This is a genomic window from Bacteroidales bacterium (assembly GCA_023229505.1).
GTDB lineage: Bacteria > Bacteroidota > Bacteroidia > Bacteroidales > JAGOPY01 > JAGOPY01.
This window is the reverse complement of record JALNZD010000024.1, coordinates 35777-57148: the sequence shown is the minus strand read 5'-3', so window position 1 is coordinate 57148 and position 21372 is coordinate 35777. Positions and strand designations below refer to the sequence as shown.

General features: G+C 42.3%; 19 protein-coding genes. 13 read left to right on the top strand and 6 right to left on the bottom strand.

Features of this window, described 5'->3' with window-relative positions:
* Positions 1–95: 95 nt before the first annotated feature.
* Positions 96–1385 (bottom strand): hypothetical protein, encoded by a 1290-nt coding sequence (locus M0Q51_10055; GenBank protein ID MCK9400317.1) that lies wholly within the window; start codon positions 1383–1385, stop codon positions 96–98.
* Between the two features lie 598 nt (positions 1386–1983).
* On the opposite strand from M0Q51_10055, the gene hemW reads away from it, so the two are divergent.
* On the top strand, positions 1984–3108 hold the full coding sequence (gene hemW, locus M0Q51_10050) for a radical SAM family heme chaperone HemW (GenBank protein MCK9400316.1): 1125 nt from the start codon (positions 1984–1986) through the stop codon (positions 3106–3108).
* Between the two features lie 147 nt (positions 3109–3255).
* Here hemW and M0Q51_10045 read toward each other — a convergent pair whose 3' ends face one another.
* A complete protein-coding gene (locus M0Q51_10045; GenBank protein MCK9400315.1) occupies positions 3256–4311 on the bottom strand; it encodes a hypothetical protein in 1056 nt (351 codons plus the stop codon).
* 81 nt (positions 4312–4392) lie between these two features.
* On the opposite strand from M0Q51_10045, the gene M0Q51_10040 reads away from it, so the two are divergent.
* From M0Q51_10040 to M0Q51_10030, 3 genes are read left to right on the top strand one after another with little or no spacing between them, the layout of a single operon-like run.
* Positions 4393–5937: a GH3 auxin-responsive promoter family protein gene (locus M0Q51_10040; GenBank protein ID MCK9400314.1), complete on the top strand. Its 1545-nt coding sequence runs from the start codon at positions 4393–4395 to the stop codon at positions 5935–5937.
* On the top strand, positions 5937–6572 hold the full coding sequence (locus M0Q51_10035) for a LysE family translocator (protein MCK9400313.1): 636 nt from the start codon (positions 5937–5939) through the stop codon (positions 6570–6572). The genes M0Q51_10040 and M0Q51_10035 overlap by 1 nt, the downstream gene beginning before the upstream one ends.
* Before the next feature lie 51 nt (positions 6573–6623).
* A complete protein-coding gene (locus M0Q51_10030; GenBank protein ID MCK9400312.1) occupies positions 6624–7163 on the top strand; it encodes a DUF308 domain-containing protein in 540 nt (179 codons plus the stop codon).
* 19 nt (positions 7164–7182) lie between these two features.
* Here M0Q51_10030 and recJ read toward each other — a convergent pair whose 3' ends face one another.
* Both recJ and M0Q51_10020 read right to left on the bottom strand, forming a co-directional pair.
* Positions 7183–8940 (bottom strand): single-stranded-DNA-specific exonuclease RecJ, encoded by a 1758-nt coding sequence (gene recJ / locus M0Q51_10025; protein ID MCK9400311.1) that lies wholly within the window; start codon positions 8938–8940, stop codon positions 7183–7185.
* A gap of 108 nt (positions 8941–9048) precedes the next feature.
* Positions 9049–10293 (bottom strand): ABC transporter permease, encoded by a 1245-nt coding sequence (locus M0Q51_10020; GenBank protein ID MCK9400310.1) that lies wholly within the window; start codon positions 10291–10293, stop codon positions 9049–9051.
* 102 nt (positions 10294–10395) lie between these two features.
* Between M0Q51_10020 and purH the strand changes: the two genes are divergently transcribed.
* From purH to M0Q51_09995, 5 genes are read left to right on the top strand one after another with little or no spacing between them, the layout of a single operon-like run.
* Positions 10396–11877: a bifunctional phosphoribosylaminoimidazolecarboxamide formyltransferase/IMP cyclohydrolase gene (purH, locus tag M0Q51_10015; protein ID MCK9400309.1), complete on the top strand. Its 1482-nt coding sequence runs from the start codon at positions 10396–10398 to the stop codon at positions 11875–11877.
* Positions 11878–11907: 30 nt separating this feature from the next.
* A complete protein-coding gene (locus M0Q51_10010; GenBank protein ID MCK9400308.1) occupies positions 11908–12930 on the top strand; it encodes a rod shape-determining protein in 1023 nt (340 codons plus the stop codon).
* Between the two features lies 1 nt (position 12931).
* Entirely contained in the window at positions 12932–13753 is an 822-nt protein-coding gene (mreC, locus tag M0Q51_10005; protein MCK9400307.1) for a rod shape-determining protein MreC, read from the top strand.
* Positions 13746–14261 (top strand): rod shape-determining protein MreD, encoded by a 516-nt coding sequence (locus M0Q51_10000; GenBank protein ID MCK9400306.1) that lies wholly within the window; start codon positions 13746–13748, stop codon positions 14259–14261. Before mreC ends, M0Q51_10000 begins: the two co-directional genes overlap by 8 nt.
* Before the next feature lie 43 nt (positions 14262–14304).
* On the top strand, positions 14305–15420 hold the full coding sequence (locus M0Q51_09995) for an AhpC/TSA family protein (GenBank protein MCK9400305.1): 1116 nt from the start codon (positions 14305–14307) through the stop codon (positions 15418–15420).
* A 36-nt stretch (positions 15421–15456) separates the two neighbouring features.
* On the opposite strand, the gene M0Q51_09990 is transcribed toward M0Q51_09995, so the two are convergent.
* Positions 15457–16857 (bottom strand): lactate utilization protein, encoded by a 1401-nt coding sequence (locus M0Q51_09990; GenBank protein ID MCK9400304.1) that lies wholly within the window; start codon positions 16855–16857, stop codon positions 15457–15459.
* A 9-nt stretch (positions 16858–16866) separates the two neighbouring features.
* Complete coding sequence (gene rpiB, locus M0Q51_09985; GenBank protein ID MCK9400303.1) at positions 16867–17316, bottom strand: ribose 5-phosphate isomerase B; 450 nt, start codon at positions 17314–17316, stop codon at positions 16867–16869.
* Positions 17317–17751: 435 nt separating this feature from the next.
* On the opposite strand from rpiB, the gene nadA reads away from it, so the two are divergent.
* Genes nadA through M0Q51_09965 form a run of 4 tightly spaced genes read left to right on the top strand, consistent with a single transcriptional unit; the run spans position 17752 to position 21365 of the window.
* Entirely contained in the window at positions 17752–18723 is a 972-nt protein-coding gene (gene nadA, locus M0Q51_09980) for a quinolinate synthase NadA (protein MCK9400302.1), read from the top strand.
* A gap of 10 nt (positions 18724–18733) precedes the next feature.
* Positions 18734–20278 (top strand): hypothetical protein, encoded by a 1545-nt coding sequence (locus M0Q51_09975; GenBank protein MCK9400301.1) that lies wholly within the window; start codon positions 18734–18736, stop codon positions 20276–20278.
* Positions 20279–20328: 50 nt separating this feature from the next.
* A complete protein-coding gene (locus M0Q51_09970; protein MCK9400300.1) occupies positions 20329–20796 on the top strand; it encodes an OB-fold nucleic acid binding domain-containing protein in 468 nt (155 codons plus the stop codon).
* Between the two features lie 11 nt (positions 20797–20807).
* Positions 20808–21365: a PepSY-associated TM helix domain-containing protein gene (locus tag M0Q51_09965; GenBank protein ID MCK9400299.1), complete on the top strand. Its 558-nt coding sequence runs from the start codon at positions 20808–20810 to the stop codon at positions 21363–21365.
* Positions 21366–21372: the final 7 nt, after the last annotated feature.

Genomic DNA, 21372 nt, shown 5'->3' with positions numbered 1-21372 from the left:
AATCAGAACAATTATTTTTAATGGCGATATTGGAACGACAATCAGAAAACTTTAACATTAACAATTTAAAGGATGTCGCATGAAAGCCACGTCAATTAAGCATTACAGAAGTGCGAAACTTGAGTTATAACATCATAAATCGAAATTTCCTGACCACCTTTTATTCCGGTCAAATTACCATTCGCATCTAATTTGATAAGAACAGCATCAGTTTGCATCCACCAGGTGGCATCTAAATTATGTCTTGTAGAGGCAAGTAAAACACCACCATCTGTTGCTGCTGTAACACCTGTTAACCAATAATTCGCATCACCTCCGATATATTTTTCATATTCGATTCCAAGAGTGTCGTTGAGCTTGGTTACATACATCCAACTCACATCTGAACCTGTAAATCCCTGGAAATTAAATATCCCGCCCAAAAATATTGAGGATGGCTCAATAAAATCAATACATTGCAATTCTCCAGCTCTTGATATGGTATCCGGTTTAGTTAAATTTAGCTGAGATTGAATATTTAGGTTGGAATCGAGCAAATATGAAGTAAACCTGTTAACTGATTTTTCAGGTATTATTTTACAACCTCCTGTTATCAATTTATTACCAGGATATATTCTTGAATAATAAGGTGTTCTATAATATTCAGGATAATAAAAATGCCTCAGGTATTCCAAATTAGTATCGATTTCAACGATTGAACAAATCTGGGCTCCTATTTCATAGTAAGCCCCTTCAGTGTGTAACCATATGGCAGTTGAATCGGAATTATACGTCATACACCATAATTCTCCCGATTGTTCTTCTGTCCAGTTGACAAATTGAAGACTATCACCATCCCCCGACATCTTTAACAAAAACATATTTCGCCATCCTTCAGGAGAACATCCATATAAAATATTTCCATCAGTGAGTTCTAATGCATGATATCTGTATCCGTTATAAACAAAGTTAAAATGATAGATCTTTTCCCAGATAACATTCAGATCATTGTCTATTTTAATAAATATTGTGAACGGAAAATAAGAACTCTGACCTTCCCGTATTCCCGTACCCATCAAAAGAGCGCCTCCGGAGTTGAAATTTAAATTAATAAGATTGTAAAAGGCTAGAATTGTGTCTTGTTTTTCAATTTGCCGGCACAGGGTATCTCCAAACTGACTTATTTTATATACGAACGGGAAATTTGTATAGCTGCTATCAGTTTGAAGTACTTTATTGATAATTCCACGGAAACTTCCATCACTTGTTAATATGAAGTTTGAAGGAGATTCATCATAGTCACCCATCCAGTTTATGACAAAAGTTGAGTCCTGTGGATAAACTTCAAATGGAGTTAAGAACAAATAAATATTAAGGAGAAAAATGAAAATTGAAAGAGGTTTCATGCCAGATTATTTTCGGTAAGTATTCAATATTCCAATATATTGTCGGCCCACCCTATACAGTCTAATATTCGATGTCCTACCCAAATATAATAATCGTGTTGGATATGGTAAGGAGATCTGTAGGTACACAATACCTTAGTTACACTTTTAAGTAATTTTAAATGTGTGAAAACAAAGGTAATAAGATGAATAAAGAAACCAAAGAATACCTGAAATTAAGATTTAAAATAATGGTTCTGGAATTTGCTCAGGCAATCGGAAATTACAATAGGGACTAATTCAATAAGTGTTTCCAGCCTGCCTACCGGGATTTATCTTTATCGTATATTCGATCAGAATCAACGGACTATACAATCTGGAAAATGGATCAAAATGTAGATGTTGTAATAGTAAGTTGTCAGAAAGGAAAATTCCTTCAAATTGACCACCTGGATTCATGACGTTTAAAAAGATTTTTCTGAATGCAAAGATTGTTGTTTAACCGCGAAGGCGTACGAAGGGTTTTCACGAAGGCGCGCGAAGGTTTTCTACCTTAGATGTATTTACTTTGCGTTACTTTGCGTTGTACTTTGTGTGCCTTTGCGGTTAAGCTAAAATAATGGTCGGAATCTATATACATATCCCTTTTTGCAAGCAGAAATGTCATTACTGCAACTTTTTCTCCGTTGCAACGACCCGGTGGAAAGTGCCATACATAGAGGCTTTGCTGAAGGAAATCGAATTGCGTAAGGCTTATTTCGACGGGGAAACGGTAAAAACCATTTACCTTGGCGGTGGGACTCCATCCCTTTTGCAAACAGATGAGCTTATCCGTATCTTCGACCAGATTTACCGGCATTTTCCCGTTGATCCCCAGGCTGAGATCACCCTGGAGGCCAATCCTGATGACATTACAGAAATCAGTGCCCGGGAATGGAACAACACACCTGTTAACCGGTTAAGTATAGGGGTTCAATCATTTTTTGACGATGATCTTCTTTACCTCAACCGCGTCCATAATTCCGGACAGGCATTTCAGGCCATTGATGACGCACGGAAAAACGGTTTTGATAACCTGACCATCGACCTGATCTATGGAATCCCCACGCTGACTGACGAAAAGTGGGCAAAAAACCTTGAATATTTCTTCTCACTGAATATTCCACATCTTTCTGCATACTCCCTGACCGTTGAGCAGAAAACCCCCCTCGATCTGCTGATCAGGAAGGGAAAATACGCCAGGGTGGATGAGAAGCAATCGATCGGGCACTATAAGATCCTGCTTGAACAGGTCAGGAAAAATGGGTTTATTCATTACGAAATTTCGAATTTCGCCCGGGAAGGTTATTATTCGAGGCATAACAGCCTGTACTGGCTTGGCGGGCATTACCTGGGCCTCGGGGCTTCAGCCCATTCATACAACGGAAATTCCAGGCAATGGAACGTTTCCAACATCACCAAATATATTCAGCTTGATAACTTTCATACAACCATAGAGGAAAAGGAAATTTTAACAAAAGACCAGAAGTATAATGAATATGTGATGACTTCATTGCGAACTGTCTGGGGCTGTGATACTACTCATATCCTGAACGTATTCGGAAGTGATTTTGAATCATGTTTTATCCGGAATGCTAAGATCTACTTAGAAAAACATCATTTATACCGGGAAGGGACAAAGTATTTTCTGACGGATGAAGGAAAGCTTTTTGCTGATGGGATTGCTTCGGGTTTATTTGTCTAACCACTAAGGCACTGAGGACACTCAGAAGCACTAAGATTAAGGCACATAAGGAATTTAATTAAAATATTTTCCCGAATTCAACATTCAACATTCAAAATTCAACATTTCTAAGCGCCTTTGCGGTTAATAATAAGAATTTTAAGAGGATCAATTAATTTTAAATTCCATCCGTACCGGCTGGTGGTCGCTCCAGGCAAAGCCAAGATCCTGGGTATTGATCTTTTCAACCGAAATATTGGGCGATACGACAAAAAAATCAATGATAGTCGTCGGAGTTTTCCCCCTGGTATATATTTCATCAACATTACGGTTTGAAGGGATTTCCGGGTCAAAAACCCATTTCCAGCCCTCCGGAATAAAATCTGCTCCGATTCCCGGCTCAATCGTTCTCGCAATATCTCCCGTAATAAAAGTTCCGGCCTTATACCCGACCGGGTTCAGGTTCCAGTCACCGCCCGTGATCACAAAATTGCCTTTTTCATAATCCTTCAGCATCATTTCCTTCAATACAGCTATTTGCTGGTTTCGCTGCGATCCGTCATCGAAGGCTTCATTGTGCGTATTTATCAGTACCAGTTCTTTGCCACCGGGCAGAGCAAGCCTCGACAGCAGGAAACATCGGTCAAGCATGAACAACCTGAGCGGCCAGTTATAGCCGCCCGGAAATGCATAACGGATGTTTTCCATGGTATGAAAGGACGAAAAGCTTACCAGGCCGCTTTTCACTTTACCGAGAGGATTGCGCAAGGGCACCGGCACAAAGCTGACAAGATAATTAACTGCGGCAGATGATTCCATGTGCGGAGATATTTTACGAAGCCTGTCAACCTGGTCATCGTAATAACTTCTCCTGGATTTCAGATCCACTTCCTGAAAAAAACAAAAGTCAACCCCTTCGGATAGTTCAAGATATTTCAGGGCTTCCCTTGAATAGTTCTGGTAATCTGCTATTGAAGGCCTTGTCATCCGGCCGCCATCATAAAAGAAGTCACAATCTTTTCCTAATCCGAAATAGCCGATGTTCCAGGACAGAAGAGTGAAGATACTGTCATTTATTTGAATCTCAGGAGCATTACCTTTCATTTCCGCTTTTTCAGGATCTTCCGGCCTGTAATCTGCCAGTGTTGCCAGTAATAAGAGCAGGCATGCCAGGACAACGAGGGCAGATACCAGGATTGCAATTGCTTTCAGCCATCTCATCATGATCTCATTGCTTAACGGACTTAAAAATACTAAATTATCATTTATTTTTTACTTTTGTTTGACAAAAACCCGTTTCACCAGATGCCGATATTAGGACCATTAGTTAAAAGAGCATATGAATTAGGCCGGCTACCTGATATGGCTAAACCAAAAGTTGATGCTTATACTGCACAAAAGCGGGTACTTAAAAAACTGCTCCGGAAGGCCCAATTTACTGCTTTCGGTGAATATTACGGTTTTTCTGACATCCTGAAAAATGACGATTATGTCAAGATGTTTCAATCAAGGGTTCCGACTTTTACCTATAACACCATGTTCAGAAAGTGGTGGTACCGTATCCTGAACGGAGAAGCTTTTATCACCTGGCCGGGGCGTGTCAAGTATTTCGCTTTAACATCCGGTACTTCGGAAGCATCAAGCAAACATATACCGGTTACTTCGGAAATGATCCGGGCGATACGGAAAGTCAGTATCCGGCAGTTAGTATATTCTCTTTCTTACCATTTGCCCGATAAGTTTTATGAAAAAGGTATGTTGATGATTGGCGGAAGCACTCATTTACATTTCAACGGTACTTATTACGAGGGCGATCTGTCGGGGATTTCTGCCAGCACGATACCTTTCTGGTTCCAGCATTTTTACAAGCCAGGCAAGAGGATATCCAGGGAGCGTGACTGGGCCACGAAGCTCGATGAGATCGTTAAATCAGCCATAACCTGGGATATCGGGGTTATCGTCGGGGTCCCGGCCTGGATACAGATCATCCTGGAGCGCATCATCTCTTTTTACCAGGTTAAGACGATCCACGATATCTGGCCTAACCTGGCGATTTATGTTCATAGCGGTGTATCCTTTGAACCTTATGCAAAATCATTTGAAAAACTTTTCGGCAGGCCGATGATCTTTCATGAATCTTATTTAGCTTCAGAAGGTTATATTGCTTACCAGAAAAGGATTAATGTGAAAGCGTTACAATTGGTCCTTGATAATGGTTTGTTTTTTGAATTTGTTCCTTTTGACGAGTATAATTTTGACAATGAAGGCGACATGGTGGATCATCCGGTAACTCTTACGATTAACCAGGTGGAGGAGAATAAGGAGTATGCCCTGTTATTATCAACCTGTGCCGGGGCCTGGCGCTATTTGATCGGTGATACGATAAAATTTACCTCAAAGGCACATTCGGAGATCATCATAACAGGCCGGACCAAGCATTTTATAAGCATTTGCGGTGAGCATCTTTCAGTGGAAAACATGAACTGTGCGGTTAAAATGCTTTGCGATGAGCTAAATATTGAGATCAGGGAGTTTACAGTAACCGGCATCAAGCATGAAAGCCTGTTTGCTCATAAATGGTACCTGGGAACGGATGACCCGCTCAATGCTAACCTGGCAAAGGAAAAGATCGATGAATACCTGAAAATCCTCAATGACGATTATCGTGTTGAGCGGGTAGCCGCCATCAAGGATATTTTCGTCGAGGTTTTGCCATCGCAGGCTTTTTCGACCTGGATGAAAATTCACAACAAAGAAGGCGGAGCTAATAAATTTCCACGCGTCCTGAAAAAGGATCAGCCGGCTACGTGGGAAAAGTACCTGGCTGATTTTAATTTCAAAAAATGCTGATGCAGACTATCATAGAAGGTGTCATACTGGGCCTTACCCTTAGCATTTTCTTTGGTTTTGGCCCTGCGCTGGTGGCTGAAATTCAAACCAGTATACTCCGGGGTTTCTGGGCAGCTGTATTATTAGCTTTTGGCGTTTTCTTAAGTGATGCAGCAATAGTTGCCATGGGTTTCATCGGCGCAGTGCAGATTTTCGAAAATAACAAAACGCTACTTGGTTTGATTGGCGGTATCATCCTGATCATATTCGGCATCGTTACTTACAGGAGAAAAGCAACTATCGATGTCGACAGCCATAATCCTGAACTGAAACAAAAAAATCCAATTTTTTTAACGTATATACTCAAAGGCTTTTTTATCAATTTCACCAATCCTTTCATCTGGATTTTCTGGATGGGGGTGGTGGTCGGGTTTACATCACACTATAAGGGTGAAATCCTGTCACTGATCATTTTCTTCACTACCACACTAGGAATTGTACTTCTGATGGATGTGTTTAAAATATTCTCCGCTTATAAGGTCAAGAAATATATTCAAACGCATAATATTGTCTGGATCAACCGGATTGCGGGGTTTGGGCTGGTTTTATTCGGTATTTACCTGGTTATCCGGACTTACCTGGAGATAGGTGTTTAAAAGGGGAGTGTATCAAAAGTAAAAATTTAATATGTATTAATAATCACAGTTATGAAAAAAACCAATTGGATCATTTTCCTGGTCAACGGTGTGATTGCCATCCTGTTTGGCCTTTTAGCGCTGCTGGTGCCTGCTGAAACCATTGTTTCGCTTACTATTTATTTTGGCCTGCTTATACTATTAGGGGGTTTGATTTTATTTTATTTCTCTTATAAAAACCTCCGCGCAGAAAAGCCCTATCTGTTACTTATGGCAGAGGCCATTTTAGCCATCCTGATCGGTGCTGTTATCGTTTTTTATCCAAAATCATCTTTGCAGATTTTCCTTATCATGATCGGTATCTGGGCGACCATTATGGGTTTATTGCAGATTATCATTGCCGTGCAAATGAAGGGGAAGGTCAGAAATTCCAGTTTGTTTACCCTGAATGGGGTTATTACCTTGGTTTTCGGCCTGTTATTGTTTTTTAACCCGATGGGTGCGATAGAAGCCCTCTTTATCGTTATCGGGTTATTGGCCCTGATTGCGGGATTACTTCTTGTTTACTTAGCCTTTAAAATAAGGGGATCCGTTCAGAAGGTTAATGGTTAGTGGTTCGGGGTGCCGGAGCTTACCCAACATCCGCCTTTATATCTTTGATATTGAGCTGGAACGATTTTTTGCCGTTCCATTCATTCTCTTCGATATGGTAACAGATATTAAACGGGTTGCCATCCCGGATATACTCAAAATTTTCCTCTCCCTGCTGGAAAGCAATGGATGAGATCGGTTCGCTCCTTACATCGCGCTGAAAGACTTCAAGTTTAAGGTGGTTATTGCCGACGATCTTGGCTTTACCGGCGTCCACGACGTTATCTGTCTCAAAAACCGGCGACATATTTCCCGGGCCAAAGGGAGCGAACTGTTTGAGTACGTCATAAAATTTCCGCTTTATATCCTGAAGGTCTAACTTTGCATCGATTTCAATTTCCGGCGTGGAAAGTTCTTCCGTCAGGTGGGTCCTGACATAATCCTCGAACCGTTCTTTGAACTTATCCAGATTTTCGGGCTTTAAGGAAAGGCCTGCGGCATAAGTATGGCCGCCGAAGTGTTCGAGCAGGTCGCCACAGGCATCGACGGCATCATAGATATCGAACCCTTTGATGGAGCGTGCTGATCCGGTAATCATACCTTCCGATTCAGTTAAAACGATGGTTGGCCGGTAGAAAGTTTCTATCAGCCTGGACGCTACGATGCCGATTACGCCTTTATGCCATTCCGCGTGGTACAGAACCGTGCTCTTTCGCTCATTAAGCTTCGGATCAGCATGCATGATCTCCAATGCATGAAGCGTGGCATGCGAATCCAGGGTTTTTCTTTCGGTGTTAATTTCATTGATCTGGTTTCCCAGCTTGAAAGCCCGTTCCGGATCTTTTGTAATAAGCAATTCAACAGAGTTGCGCGCACTTTCTATCCTTCCCGCCGCGTTGATCCTCGGGCCGACGATAAACACCAGGTCGTTGATCGTCAATTCCCTGATATATTGCTTATTGACGCCATCCCCCCCGTTCGATTTGCTGTACTTATTGCTGACATTCAGGATCGCTTCAAGCCCGGCACGGGGTTGGGTATTGATCCTTTTCAGGCCATAGTAAGCCAGCACCCGGTTTTCGCCGGTTATCGGAACGATATCGGAGGCAATGCTGACCACGACCAGGTCGAGGTACTCTTCCAGTGATGAAAAAGCAATGTTGTTTTTCCAGGCAAATGCCTGGACAAGCTTAAAGCCGATACCGCAACCGGCAAGTTCTTTATAAGGATAAGTGCAATCGTCCCTTTTCGGATCGAGGATAGCACAGGCGGCCGGCAGTTTATCGCCGGGCCGGTGATGATCGCAAATAATAAAATCTACCTTGTGTTCTTTTGCATAATCCACTTTTTCAACCGCTTTGATCCCGCAATCGAGCGCAATGATCAGGCTAAACCCATTCCGGGCGGCAAAATCAATGCCTTTGAAAGATATGCCATATCCTTCGCTGTAGCGGTCGGGAACATAAAAATCAACCTTGTCGTGAATGGTTTTTAGGAATGTATAAACTAAAGCGACGGCCGTTGTGCCATCCACATCATAATCTCCGTAGACAAGTATTTTTTCACCTTTTTTCAGCGCCCGTTCGATTCTTTCTACTGCCAGGTGCATGTCTTTCATCAGAAAGGGGTCATGAAGATGCTCCATTTGCGGTCGAAAATAAGCCTTCGCTTCATCGTAACTGGTAACCCCATGTTGGGCCAATAGATTCGCCACGTTCTCGTTAATATTGAGAACCTTGCTCAAATGCCTGACCAAATCTTTATTTCCTTGGGGTTTTAATACCCAGCGTTTTTCCATAACTTATTGTTTGATAAAATTAAGCAAATAATCTGCTTATTAATCAGGAGATCAGGTAAAATATACCCGGTCTGAACCAAAAAACTTTTTAAATCCCTGAAAAAGCCTTTAAAAAGTGGAGCGCATGGCTTCCACGGGATCTAGCCTGGAAGCGTTCCATGCGGGGATAAGCCCGGAAATAAAGCCGATAAAAGCAGAAACAAAAATCCCAAGCAAAATATTCTTCTGGGTAAGGATAAGATCCATATCATATAGCTGTGAAACCGCAAACGCCAGGATAAAAACGATGATCAAGCCTAAGATCCCCCCGAAAAGGGATAAAAATACCGCTTCAAACAGAAACTGCAGCATGATGAAATATTTTTTAGCGCCTAACGATTTCTGAATGCCGATGATCCTGGTGCGCTCTTTCACTGAAACGAACATGATATTGGCAATCCCAAATCCCCCCACAAGCAGTGAAAATCCCCCGATGACCCAGCCTACCATGGCAATCACGCCAAACAACTGGTCAAAACCTTTGCTGATAATATCCGTCTGGTTAATGGCAAAATTATCTTCAGCTTTAGGTTTAAGTTTGCGAACAGACCGCATGATTCCGGTCAACTCATCCCTCATTTCATCCAGTGAAACACCGGGTTTTGCTTTTACCGCAATCATTCCCTGAAGATCCCTGATATCCATGTGGTTACGCGCATAATTCACCGGGACGATCAATTGGTCATCTGACGAATTGCCAAAAATATTATTTCCTTCTTTCTTCATTACTCCGATTACTTCCGTATTCAGACCGAAAATCCGTATCTTTTTACCGATCGGTTCATTTGTTCGCAAAAGGTTCGTAACAATATCACTGCCGATGATCACCACCGCCCTTCCACTAGTGAATTCCACCGATGAAATAAACCTGCCTTCCGCGATATCTATGGGCATCACTTTATCATAATCCTCTGAAATCATGATGATGTTGGCATTTTCGATGGCTTTTTCCCTGTATTTTATTGTTTCATTAATCCCGGCAGCATAACCACAGGCCTGGGAAGACTGGCTGCGGCGCAGGATTTCCTTAAGATCGGATGGTGAAGCTTCAGGCCGGTTGATGTATTTCCACCATGGATAATCGCCACCCATCGCCCAGGGCCATTTCTGAACGAACAAGACATCATTTCCCAGTGAGTTTATGCTGGTGCGGATCGTGCTTTCCATTGAATCAAAAATGGTAAAAACAGCGATAATTGAAAAAATCCCGATAGTGATCCCCAACAGGGAAAGCAGCGTGCGGACCTTGTTCATGACGATCTCATGCAAGGCAAATAAGTAGCTTTCTCTCAAGAGTTTCAGGAAAATCTTCATAAAGATATGGTTCCGATATCGATCGTAAAATTAATATAAATAAAAAACGAATTAAGACTTATATTTGAAGATTCATCTTAAAAGACAAAATTTTACCCTTTTATGGATAAGAAAATCAGCAGTGCCCTGATTTCAGTTTATTACAAGGATGGTTTGGAAGAAATAGTCAGGGAACTCCACCGGCTTGGCGTAACAATTTATTCCACCGGCGGAACATATGATTTCATCAGCAAATTGGGAATCCCGGCCACTGCTGTGGAATCCCTGACATCGTACCCGTCCATATTTGGTGGCCGCGTAAAAACCCTGCATCCAAAAGTTTTCGGAGGTATCCTTTACCGCCGGGAAAATAAAGATGATTTGGAACAGGCCCGTCAATATGAAATACCTGCCATTGACCTGGTCATTGTAGATCTTTATCCTTTTGAAGAAACTGTTACCCGGACTGATGATGATGATGAAATCATCGAAAAAATAGATATCGGCGGGATATCGCTGATTCGCGCAGCAGCAAAAAATTTCCGGGATGTTCTGATAATAGCTTCTTCCTCGCAATACCCGGATCTGATCCGGTTGCTAAAGGAACGGGATGGCAAAACCAGCATAGGTGACCGCCGGAAGTTTGCCGGTATGGCTTTCGGGGTTTCCTCACATTACGATACTGCTATTTTAAGGTATATCCAGCCCCCGCATATCCTGAGATACGGCGAAAATCCGCACCAGCAAGGTGTTTTTCACGGTGACCTGGAAAAAGTTTTTAAACGTTTGCATGGCAAGGAAATCTCTTACAACAATTTAGGTGATCTTGATGCTGCCATAGCCCTTATCAACGAATTTGACGAGACGACATTTGCAATCCTGAAGCATAACAATGCCTGTGGGTGCGCCAGTCGTCCCATCCTGGCCGAAGCCTGGAAAGATGCCCTGGCCGGTGATCCGGTTTCGGCTTTCGGCGGCGTACTGATCACTAATGCAGAGATCGATGAGGTAACGGCCATTGAAATTGACAGGTTGTTTTTTGAGATCATCCTGGCGCCGGCTTATAAAAAAAGTGCATTGGAAAAGCTTCAAAGCAAGAAAAATAGAATAATTTTGCAGCAGGGGGAATATAGTTTTCCTGCGCGGCAGTTCAGATCAGTATTGAATGGTGTGATAGAACAGGAGAAAGATCTGAAAAGTGAGAAGAAAGAAGACCTGCAGGCGGTGACCGACAGGCGGCCAACGGACCTGGAAACATACGATCTTCTTTTTGCCAACAAGATCGTGAAGCATACCCGCTCAAACGCAATTGTGCTGGTGAAAAACAAGCAGCTGATTGCCAGTGGTGTCGGGCAGACTTCAAGGGTTGATGCACTAAAACAAGCTATTGCAAAAGCCCGGGAGTTCAACTTTGAACTATCGGGAGCTGTTATGGCATCGGATGCTTTTTTCCCTTTTTCTGATTCCGTGGAAATCGCCCACCGTGCTGGTATTACGGCCATCATTCAACCGGGGGGTTCGGTACGCGATCAGGATTCAATTGATTATTGCCGTCAACACGGATTAGCCATGGTTTTCACCGGAATACGGCATTTTAAACATTAAAATTAAATACAGCGCTAACGAATACAACGAATGGGACTCTTTTCATTTCTCACCAAAGAAATCGCCATTGACCTTGGAACTGCCAACACGATCATTATTTACAATGATAAGGTAGTCGTGGATGAACCTTCTATTGTTGCACTTGAAAGAAATACAGGCAAAGTAATAGCAGTAGGGAAGAAAGCTATGATGATGCACGGCAAGACCCACGAAAATATCAAGACAGTCAGGCCTTTACGCGACGGGGTGATTGCCGATTTCAAAGCGACGGAAATAATGATCCGGGAAATGATCAAAATGATCGGCTTTAAGAATAATATCTTTCCCCCTGCCCTGAAAATGGTTATTTGCATCCCATCCGGTATCACTGAAGTGGAAGAGCGGGCCGTTAAGGATTCTGCCGAACAGGCGGGCGCCAAGGAAGTCAGGCTTATCCATGAGCCCATGGCCGCTGCAATCGGGATCGGGATCGATGTCCTGGAACCTACCGGTAACATGATTATCGACATTGGTGGCGGAACCAGTGAGATCGCCGTTATTGCACTGGGAGGCATTGTGAATAACAAATCGATCCGTATTGCCGGTGACGATTTTAATGCCGACATCGAAGAGTACATGCGCAAGCAGCACAATATCATTGTCGGTGAGCGCACTGCCGAAAGAATTAAGATTGAGGTTGGGGCAGCTATGACCGATATCGACAATCCCCCTGATGATTACCCCGTCCATGGACGTGACATGCTTACCGGCATCCCGAAAGAGATCACGGTAAATTATGCCGAAATTGCCCATTGTCTCGATAAATCCATTTCCAAAATTGAAGCGGCTGTCCTGAATGCATTGGAAATGACACCGCCTGAACTGTCGGCTGATATTTACCGCACGGGCATTTATCTTGCCGGGGGCGGATCGTTGCTCCGCGGCCTGGACAAACGTCTGCACCTGAAGACCAAGCTGCCGGTACATATGGCCGAGGATCCGTTGAGGGCCGTTGCCAGGGGTACCGGAATTGCGCTTAAGAACTTTGATAAATTCACATTCCTGATCAAATAAGATGCGAAACCTGCTGGCATTTATTTCCAGGTACCAGTTTTTATTTCTTTTCCTGATCTTTTTGGGCATCTCATTCATACTCTTATACAACAACAACTATTACCAAAGGTCAAAGGTTGTCAGCACCACCGGCCGGATTACCGGAAAGCTCAACCAGCAATATGAAAATTTTACCGGTTATTTCGACCTTAAAAAATCCAATGAAGACCTTGCGGCTGAAAATGCACGTCTCCGATCCCTGCTCAAAATCAAAATCAAAACAATCCCCGATTCGCTTATCACCGTTGAGTCTGGCCTTACCCTCCGCTATATCAGCGCGAAAGTGATCAGCAATTCCGTTCAGCAAAGGAATAATTTTTTCATGCTCGATAAAGGGTGGCACTCAGGTATAAAAAAAGATATGGGGGTGATTACCCCGGAAGGTGTTGTGGGTATTATAATCGATGTATCTGAAAACTATAGTTCCGGTATATCGGTCCTGCATAAAGATACCAGGATAAGCGGCCGGATAAAGAAAAATAAACAGCTGGTCAACATTTCCTGGGATGGCCTGAATTATAGGCTTGGCGACATTTCTCATATCCCGACGCACGTAAACCTGGTTCCCGGCGATACTATCCTGACCAGTGGAAATTCGCAGATCTTCCCGGAAGGATTGATGATCGGAACAGTCGAATATGTTGAAGATGAGATGGAGAATCTTTTTAAAAAAGGAAAGGTCCGTTTTTCCATTGATTATAATCAGATCACTTATGTGTATGTGATTGAAAATTCTTCCAGGGAAGAGATCATACGCTTAAAAACGACTACACCAAATGAATAGGAAACTGGTTGGAAATATCATCCGGTTCATATTACTGGCTTTTGCACAGATTTATATCTTCAATAAAATCCAGGTCAGCGGTTATATCAATCCGCAGGTTTACGTGCTGTTTATACTCATGCTTCCCTTTGAGATTTCCGGCTTCTGGCTGTTAACTTTTGCTTTTATCATGGGCCTTACCATTGATTTTTTTCAACATACACCCGGGATGCATGCTGCGGCATCGGTGATGCTGGCATTCTTCCGCCCCGGCATTATCCGCCTCGTTGGGAAAAAAGACGACCTGGAGCCCTGGCATTACCCTAATGTCCGCGATGCAGGCTCTCTTTGGTTCTTAACTTATGCCATCATTCTCGTTTTTCTGCATCATCTTTTTCTCTTTTACCTTGAAGTGTTCCGTTTCAGTGAATTCATCCATACCTTGCTTAAGGTTCTCATCAATACTGTTCTGACTTCACTGATTATTATGCTGATCCAGTATTTATTCTATTCCAGGAGGCCGGATTAAAGATTTGTTTAGTAGTTTTGTCATCTTATTAAAATATTACCATATGTTTAAAAATCTGTTCATTATCGTATTGGTTGCCGCTACGATAGCATCATGCAGCCCGACTGCCAAAAACGAATTTACAATCACCGGTACGGTTGACTCTGTCTTCAATGGCTCTGTTTATTTGCAGAGAAGGATTGAGGCCCCTCTTATCACCATAGATTCAGCTCAGATCTCCGGTGGGAAGTTCAGATTTAATGGTACCGTTGATTACCCGGAAGTATATTATCTTACCATCCCTGCAACCAAATCATCTATTCCATTTTTTATTGAACATGCGGAGATTACGGTAAATATCAATACCAAAGAAATTAATAAGACAAAAATTATCGGTTCAAAGACCCAGACAGAATATGACCGATATCTTGATCAGGTTGACCAGTATAACACCAGGATCCGGGAAAGTTATCAGATGTATAATGTTGCGCAGGAGGTCGGTGACAAGGAAAAAGCCCGGTATTATGATTCCGTCACCAATGCAATCGATTCCGAACGGGAACTGTTCTCGAAAAAATATGTCCTGGAGAACAACCAATCATTTATAAGTCCATATATAATCTATCGAAATTCATGGAATTATGAGATGGAAGAGCTTGAAAAAAGCTTAGGTAATTTCGATACGGCACTTACGCATTCCTTATACACAGGTTTTATGAATGAATATTTGGCAACCTTAAAGCGGACTTCTGTCGGGCAGATGTATGTTCCGTTCAATATGCAGGACTCCAGCGGAATGTCCCAGTCCATTGACAATCTCATCGGGCAGAATTATCTCCTGGTTGATTTCTGGGCTTCCTGGTGTGCCCCCTGCAGGGAAGAAAATCCCAACCTGGTTGCGCTGTACAATCAATACCATGACAAGGGTTTTGATATTCTAGGTGTCTCTTTTGATTCAAATCGCGAACGCTGGTTGGGAGCGATTAAGTCTGACAGCCTGGCGTGGAACCATGTTTCCGATCTGCTGGGATGGGAAAATAAAGTCGGAAAGCTTTATGGCATCCGGTCAATTCCATCGAATGTGCTGTTAAATCCTTCCGGTTTAATCATCGCGAAAAATCTCCGGGGAGAAGACCTGAGAAAGAAGCTGGAGGAGTTGTTCCCGGTTGTATTGCAATAATCTGGCAGATTCCCGCTTGCGCGGGAATCTTTATGGTTAATCCTCTTCTTTATCAGTCTTCTGAATCTTAGCCTGCTGCTCCTTCCACAATTTATTGAAAGTCTTGGCCTCCAGGCGTGGCAATTCCCTGCGCGGGCCCCAGGTTGAGGCAAAGAAATTTTTGAAAATTGCATTTTTCAGCCCTCCCCCCATATTCATCAGGTTACGGCTTAGCAGTACCCTTCGCATATTGCTCATGACGAATTTTTCTCCCCCGGTATACAATCCCTGTTCAATGCTTTCATGACGGTTTACCAGCAGCAGTTCATGAAGGGGAATGTTAACCGGGCAAACATCCGTGCAGCTGCCGCAAAGGGAGGAAGCATAGCTCAGATGCTTGTAATCCTTCATGTTCTCAAGATATGGCGTGATGACAGAGCCTATGGGCCCGGTATAAACTGTTGAATAAGTGTAGCCCCCGATGTTGCGATAAATAGGGCAAGCGTTAAGGCAAGCACCGCAGCGGATACACGACAGGGCCCGCCTGGCTCTTTCCTGCTTAAGCACTTCTGTGCGCCGGTTATCGAGCAGGATCACATACATTTCCTCCGGCCCGTCTGATTCACCCTCTTTCGCCGGCCCGAAAATGATACTATTATAGGCCGTAACTTTCTGCCCGGTGCCAAATGTGGCCAGTAAGGGCCAGAATAGCTGCAGATCATTGATGGAAGGGATGAGCTTCTCTATGCCGGCTATGACGATATGCACTTTAGGAAATGAAAAAGACATCATAGCATTTCCTTCATTTTCGGTCAGACAAATAGCCCCGACATCTGCCAGTAAAAAGTTTGCCCCTGTTATTCCCGCTTCCGCTTCCCCAAATTTGTTTCGAAGGTGTTTTCGCGTAAAGGCTGCTATTTGCTGAGGGGTGGAATCATCAGGCAATCCGAATTTCTGGTTATAAAGCGCGGCCACATCTTCTTTCGATTTATGCATGGCCGGCGTTAATATGTGATAGGGTTTTTCACCGGCAAGCTGCACGATGAACTCACCAAGGTCCGTTTCTATCGGTTCTATTTTTTTCTTCTCCAAAATCTCATTGAGCTCAAGCTCTTCGGTCATGATAGATTTTGATTTGACCACCGAAGTTGCTTTAATTTTTTTTAAGATGGCTAATATCTCTTTTACGGCATCTTTCCTGGTAGGGGCCCAGATGACTTTACCGCCGTTCTTCTGAAAATTGACCTCGAATTCAATCAGGTATTTATCCAGGTCATTCAGGATTTTATGCTTAAGGTTAGCTGCCCTCTTCCTGGCAAGCTCAAGGTCACTGAACTGTAGCTTCCCTTTTAAAACATTCGTATTATATTTCGATATATTATAATGGATCTTGCGCCTGTGTTCCAGGTCAAAGCTAATTTTTTCAGCATCTTTCAGAAATTTTTTCTGAAGTTCCATAGTACCCCCTTATTTTTTTAAGCTGATTTTTTCAATCCTTTTCTGATGCCTGCCACCTTCAAATTCAGTATTTAAAAAAATCTTCACCAGTTTCATGGCAAACTCCGGTTTCAGGAACCGGCCCGGTAAAGACAAAATATTAGCATTATTATGCTGCCTTGCCAGTTTGGTAATTTCTTCCGACCAGCACAGGGCAGCTCTGACATGCGGATATTTATTCGCCACCATCTGTGCGCCATTGCCACTGCCACAAATAATAATCCCAAATTTATAAATACCATTATTGATTTCCCCGGCTAATGGATGAATAAAATCCGGATAATCAACACTTTCACTGTTATACGTACCAAAATCCTTTACTTCGTAACCGCTTGTAACCAGGTTATCGATGATATATCTCTTCATTTCAAAACCGCCATGGTCTGAAGCAACAGGGATTATTTCTTTGCTGATATCCATCTTTTACATTATTAGCATCAAACAAAGTTAAATGGATAATGAATTTGTTTAACAAATATTTGTTTATAACTGGGTATTGTTATGTATAACTGGTACTTGTTTTGATAGAAGAAGGTGTTGATTTATGTGGTGATGGGTTTTACCTGTTTTTATAATTACATATGAGTAGTTCACTTCATTTTTATAAACACCCGTTATCTGAAATAATATGTTTATTTTTTAACAATATAAATTATGGACATGTTGTTAATAATTGTTAATATTCGTGAAATCAAATAATAATGAAGAAATTTGCAAATATTTCTGTTTATAAATATGAATAACTCACTAATTCTAATTTTTACCGGATAAGTTATAAACCTTACTAACAGGAATAATATCTAATAATAAAGTATTTATTTAAATTAATAATAATAGTAAGTTCATAACAAGAGCATGGAAAATGATAGAGTCCATAACAACATAAAAATTGATTACAGGAATGAATTTTTAAAATTGCGAAAAGAAAAGAATGCGATTTTACTTGCTCATTATTACCAGGTAGATGAAATACAGGAAATAGCTGATTATGTTGGTGATAGTCTCGGTTTAGCTCAGCAGGCTGCTTTATCGGAATCATCAATCATTGTTTTTGCGGGGGTTCATTTCATGGCCGAAACGGCTAAAATATTAAATCCTGCGGCTAAGGTATTACTTCCGGACCTTGAGGCAGGGTGTTCACTGGCAGATTCCTGTCCTTATGACCAATTCAGTGATTTTATCAGCCACCATCCGGATCATGTTGTAGTATCTTACATCAATTGCAGTGCAGCCGTCAAAACCTTATCCGATGTTATCTGCACTTCCGGTAACGCAGTGAAGATTGTAGAGTCATTTCCCAAAAAGCAAAAAATTATATTTGCCCCGGATAAAAACTTAGGAGGATATGTAAACCGGATGACGGGACGGAACATGGTACTTTGGGATGGGACCTGTGAGGTTCATGACATTCTTCAGACCGAAGCAGTCATTAATCTGAAAATTAAGCATCCGGATGCGAAACTCATTGCCCACCCGGAATGTAAAGCACCCATCCTGGAAATAGCTGATTTTGTTGGATCTACCACAGCCCTGTTAAATTTCACCAAAAATGATGAGTCAAAAAAATATATCGTCGCCACAGAAACAGGCATACTTTATCAGATGAGGAAATCATCGCCCGGGAAAGAGTTTATCATCGTTCCATCGGATGAGACTTGTTCCTGCAATGATTGCCCTTATATGAAACTCAATACTATGCAGAAACTTTACCTTTGCCTGAAAAACGAAAGACCGGAAATCATACTGAAGCCGGAAATCATTGAAAAAGCATGTAAACCGATTGAAAAAATGCTGGAAATTTCAAAAAAAGCTAACCTGATCAAATAATTTGCGGGAAGTGAAAAAGATTATTGCAGGGCTTACAGGTTTAATATTACTGATAAATCTTTCTGTGTTTTCACAGGTAGAAACGAAGGTAATTACGGACGGTTACCAGGTTTTTTACCATCCCGATGGTTCCAAAGCAAGTGAAGGTACTATGCGCAATGGAAAACCGGATGGTTACTGGAAAACTTATAATGATCAGGGTATACTGGTTTCGGAAGGTAACCGGAAAAATTTTGAGCTCGACAGCACCTGGAAATTTTATGATGATAAAGGCAAAATCGCCATGGATATCAATTACCGGAATGGTAAAAAAGATGGCATCAGGAAGACTTTCCGGGAAGATGAAATAATCGAAGAAAATTTCAAAAATGATACTAAAGACGGTTTAACCCGGTATTACTATTTGGATGGTCAGGTCAGAAAAGATGTCAGTTTCCGCGAAGGCCTGGAAGAAGGCCTTGCCAGGGAATTTGATAAAGACGGCAGGATCATCACGCTTATAACATACAAAAGCGGTTTTATCACAGAACGGGAACTCATTAACCGTTTTGATAACAACGGCAAGAAACATGGATTATGGAAATATTTTTATCCTGACGGGATGGTAAGGCAGGAAGGTACTTTTAAGCACGGCCTTGAAAACGGGTATTTCAAGGAATATGACGAGGAAGGCAACCTTCTCTCCACAGCTAAGTATGCTGAAGGTATTAAACTGGAAGATGTAGCCGAATTGGTTAAGCTGGATGTCCGAAAGGATTATTATCCCGACGGGAAAGTAAAAATTGCAGCCACTTATAATAAAGCAGGGCAACCGGAAGGGGTCAGGCGTGAATATTTGCCCGACGGAACGGTGGAAAAATCTTTTATCTTCAGAAACGGCATCATGATCGGTGAAGGGATTGTCACGGAAAAAGGTGAGCGTGACGGATTCTGGAAAGAGTATTATGATGATGGACGTCTAAGGGCTGAAGGCAGGTACAACAAAGATGTCAGGGAAGGTTCCTGGAAGTTTTACCATCCGGATGGTGCAACGGAACAGGAAGGCGTTTATGCGAATGGCAAACCGGAAGGTGATTGGAAGTGGTATTACTCCGGAGGACAGGTCCTGAGGGAGGAATCTTATTATAACGGCTTGCTGGATGGGTTAATGACTGAATACGATGAATCCGGAAACGTTATCACAAAGGGCGGATATATTGAAGGAAAAGAAGATAGAACCTGGTTGTACCGCATTGGCGACAGTGAAACGGAAGGAAATTATGCTGAAGGGATGCGCAACGGATTATGGAAGACTTATGATCTGCCTGAAGGGATGGGGCAACAGAAGATTCTCAGGTTTGAAGGGCGGTTTATTGAAGATAACCCTCACGGAAAGCACACATATTACTGGGATAATGGAAATAAAAAGGATGAAGGTGAATATTCGATGGGCCGGAAAGAGGGTGAATGGATTTATTATAATTACGATGGAACCCCCTTTATCATGGTGTCTTACAAAGACGGCATTGAGTACCGTTACGACGGAATACAAATAACAGAAACAAAACCGGAATAGGATCGGGTTTTTTTTTAAATTTGCTGCCACAAACCAATCAAAGAAAAAATATGATGAAAAAAATGACCGTTTTAGCGTTAATATCATTTATCCTTGTTTCGGCAAGCACACTTTTTGCACAGGATAAAATGACGGCAACATCAACGGCTGTTTCAGCTGATTCCAAAGTTTTGGCTCTTACACCGGAGAATTTCCAGGAATTCGCTGTAAATAATGTTGGTAAAGAAGTTGAGATCCAGGGCATGGTGGTTCATGTCTGCAAACATGGCGGAAAGAAATTATTTATAATCGGGGAAGATCCTGAAAAGCGTGTAAAAATAACTACCAGCGATAAGGTCAGTGTGTTTGAGCCGGAGCTTGAAGGAAGCACGATTATGGTAAAAGGGATCATTGAGCCTATTGCTGAGGAAGAACTTCCCGAAGCAGAAAAAGCAAACCAGGATGCTGATCATACAAACTATTACCACACACCGCAATTTTCCATTTCCTGCTTAGCTTTCAAAACCATAGAAGAATAAAGACTTTCAAATTGCAATGGAGAAAATGGTTCCGGGTTGTTCACCGTGATTTCGGATATTTGTTTTTCGGCCTTACGCTTGTATATTCTATTTCAGGGATTACCCTGAATCATCTTGACGACTGGAATTCAAACTATATTATTATCCGTAAGGAAATCACGCTGAAAAACCCCGGGCAGATTTATCCCGGCATCACCAAGGACGAAGTAAAAGCTTTGCTGGAAGAAATCGGGGAGGAGGGTAGCTATAAAAATCATTATTTCCCGCAAAGCGACCAGTTAAAGATATTCCTGAAAGGGGGCTCTGCCATTATCAATACCGAAACCGGAAATGGCCTGCTGGAAAGAGTGACCCGCCGGCCTTTTTTCCGTGAAATGAATTATCTGCATTACAACCCGCAAGTGAGCTGGACCTGGATTTCCGATATCTTTGCAGGGGCTCTTATCATCCTGGCGATAACCGGCCTGTTCCTGGTCAGGGGAGCTAAAGGCATCACAGGTCGCGGCGCATGGATGACTTTATTGGGCATAATCATCCCCCTTATATTTCTCCTGATTTTCTTTTATTAGAAACCCA

Bases quoted from the DNA above. Each gene is read 5' to 3' on its own strand.
- M0Q51_09970 (MCK9400300.1), top strand. From the start codon at position 20,329: ATGATGAAAAAAATGACCGTTTTAGCGTTAATATCATTTATCCTTGTT.
- recJ (MCK9400311.1), bottom strand. From the start codon at position 8,940: ATGGAAAAACGCTGGGTATTAAAACCCCAAGGAAATAAAGATTTGGTC.
- rpiB (MCK9400303.1), bottom strand. From the start codon at position 17,316: ATGGATATCAGCAAAGAAATAATCCCTGTTGCTTCAGACCATGGCGGT.
- M0Q51_10035 (MCK9400313.1), top strand. From the start codon at position 5,937: ATGCAGACTATCATAGAAGGTGTCATACTGGGCCTTACCCTTAGCATT.
- M0Q51_10010 (MCK9400308.1), top strand. From the start codon at position 11,908: ATGGGACTCTTTTCATTTCTCACCAAAGAAATCGCCATTGACCTTGGA.
- M0Q51_10040 (MCK9400314.1), top strand. From the start codon at position 4,393: ATGCCGATATTAGGACCATTAGTTAAAAGAGCATATGAATTAGGCCGG.
- purH (MCK9400309.1), top strand. From the start codon at position 10,396: ATGGATAAGAAAATCAGCAGTGCCCTGATTTCAGTTTATTACAAGGAT.
- M0Q51_10000 (MCK9400306.1), top strand. From the start codon at position 13,746: ATGAATAGGAAACTGGTTGGAAATATCATCCGGTTCATATTACTGGCT.
- nadA (MCK9400302.1), top strand. From the start codon at position 17,752: ATGGAAAATGATAGAGTCCATAACAACATAAAAATTGATTACAGGAAT.
- hemW (MCK9400316.1), top strand. From the start codon at position 1,984: ATGGTCGGAATCTATATACATATCCCTTTTTGCAAGCAGAAATGTCAT.
- M0Q51_09990 (MCK9400304.1), bottom strand. From the start codon at position 16,857: ATGGAACTTCAGAAAAAATTTCTGAAAGATGCTGAAAAAATTAGCTTT.
- M0Q51_10055 (MCK9400317.1), bottom strand. From the start codon at position 1,385: ATGAAACCTCTTTCAATTTTCATTTTTCTCCTTAATATTTATTTGTTC.
- M0Q51_10020 (MCK9400310.1), bottom strand. From the start codon at position 10,293: ATGAAGATTTTCCTGAAACTCTTGAGAGAAAGCTACTTATTTGCCTTG.
- M0Q51_10045 (MCK9400315.1), bottom strand. From the start codon at position 4,311: ATGATGAGATGGCTGAAAGCAATTGCAATCCTGGTATCTGCCCTCGTT.
- M0Q51_10030 (MCK9400312.1), top strand. From the start codon at position 6,624: ATGAAAAAAACCAATTGGATCATTTTCCTGGTCAACGGTGTGATTGCC.
- M0Q51_09995 (MCK9400305.1), top strand. From the start codon at position 14,305: ATGTTTAAAAATCTGTTCATTATCGTATTGGTTGCCGCTACGATAGCA.
- mreC (MCK9400307.1), top strand. From the start codon at position 12,932: ATGCGAAACCTGCTGGCATTTATTTCCAGGTACCAGTTTTTATTTCTT.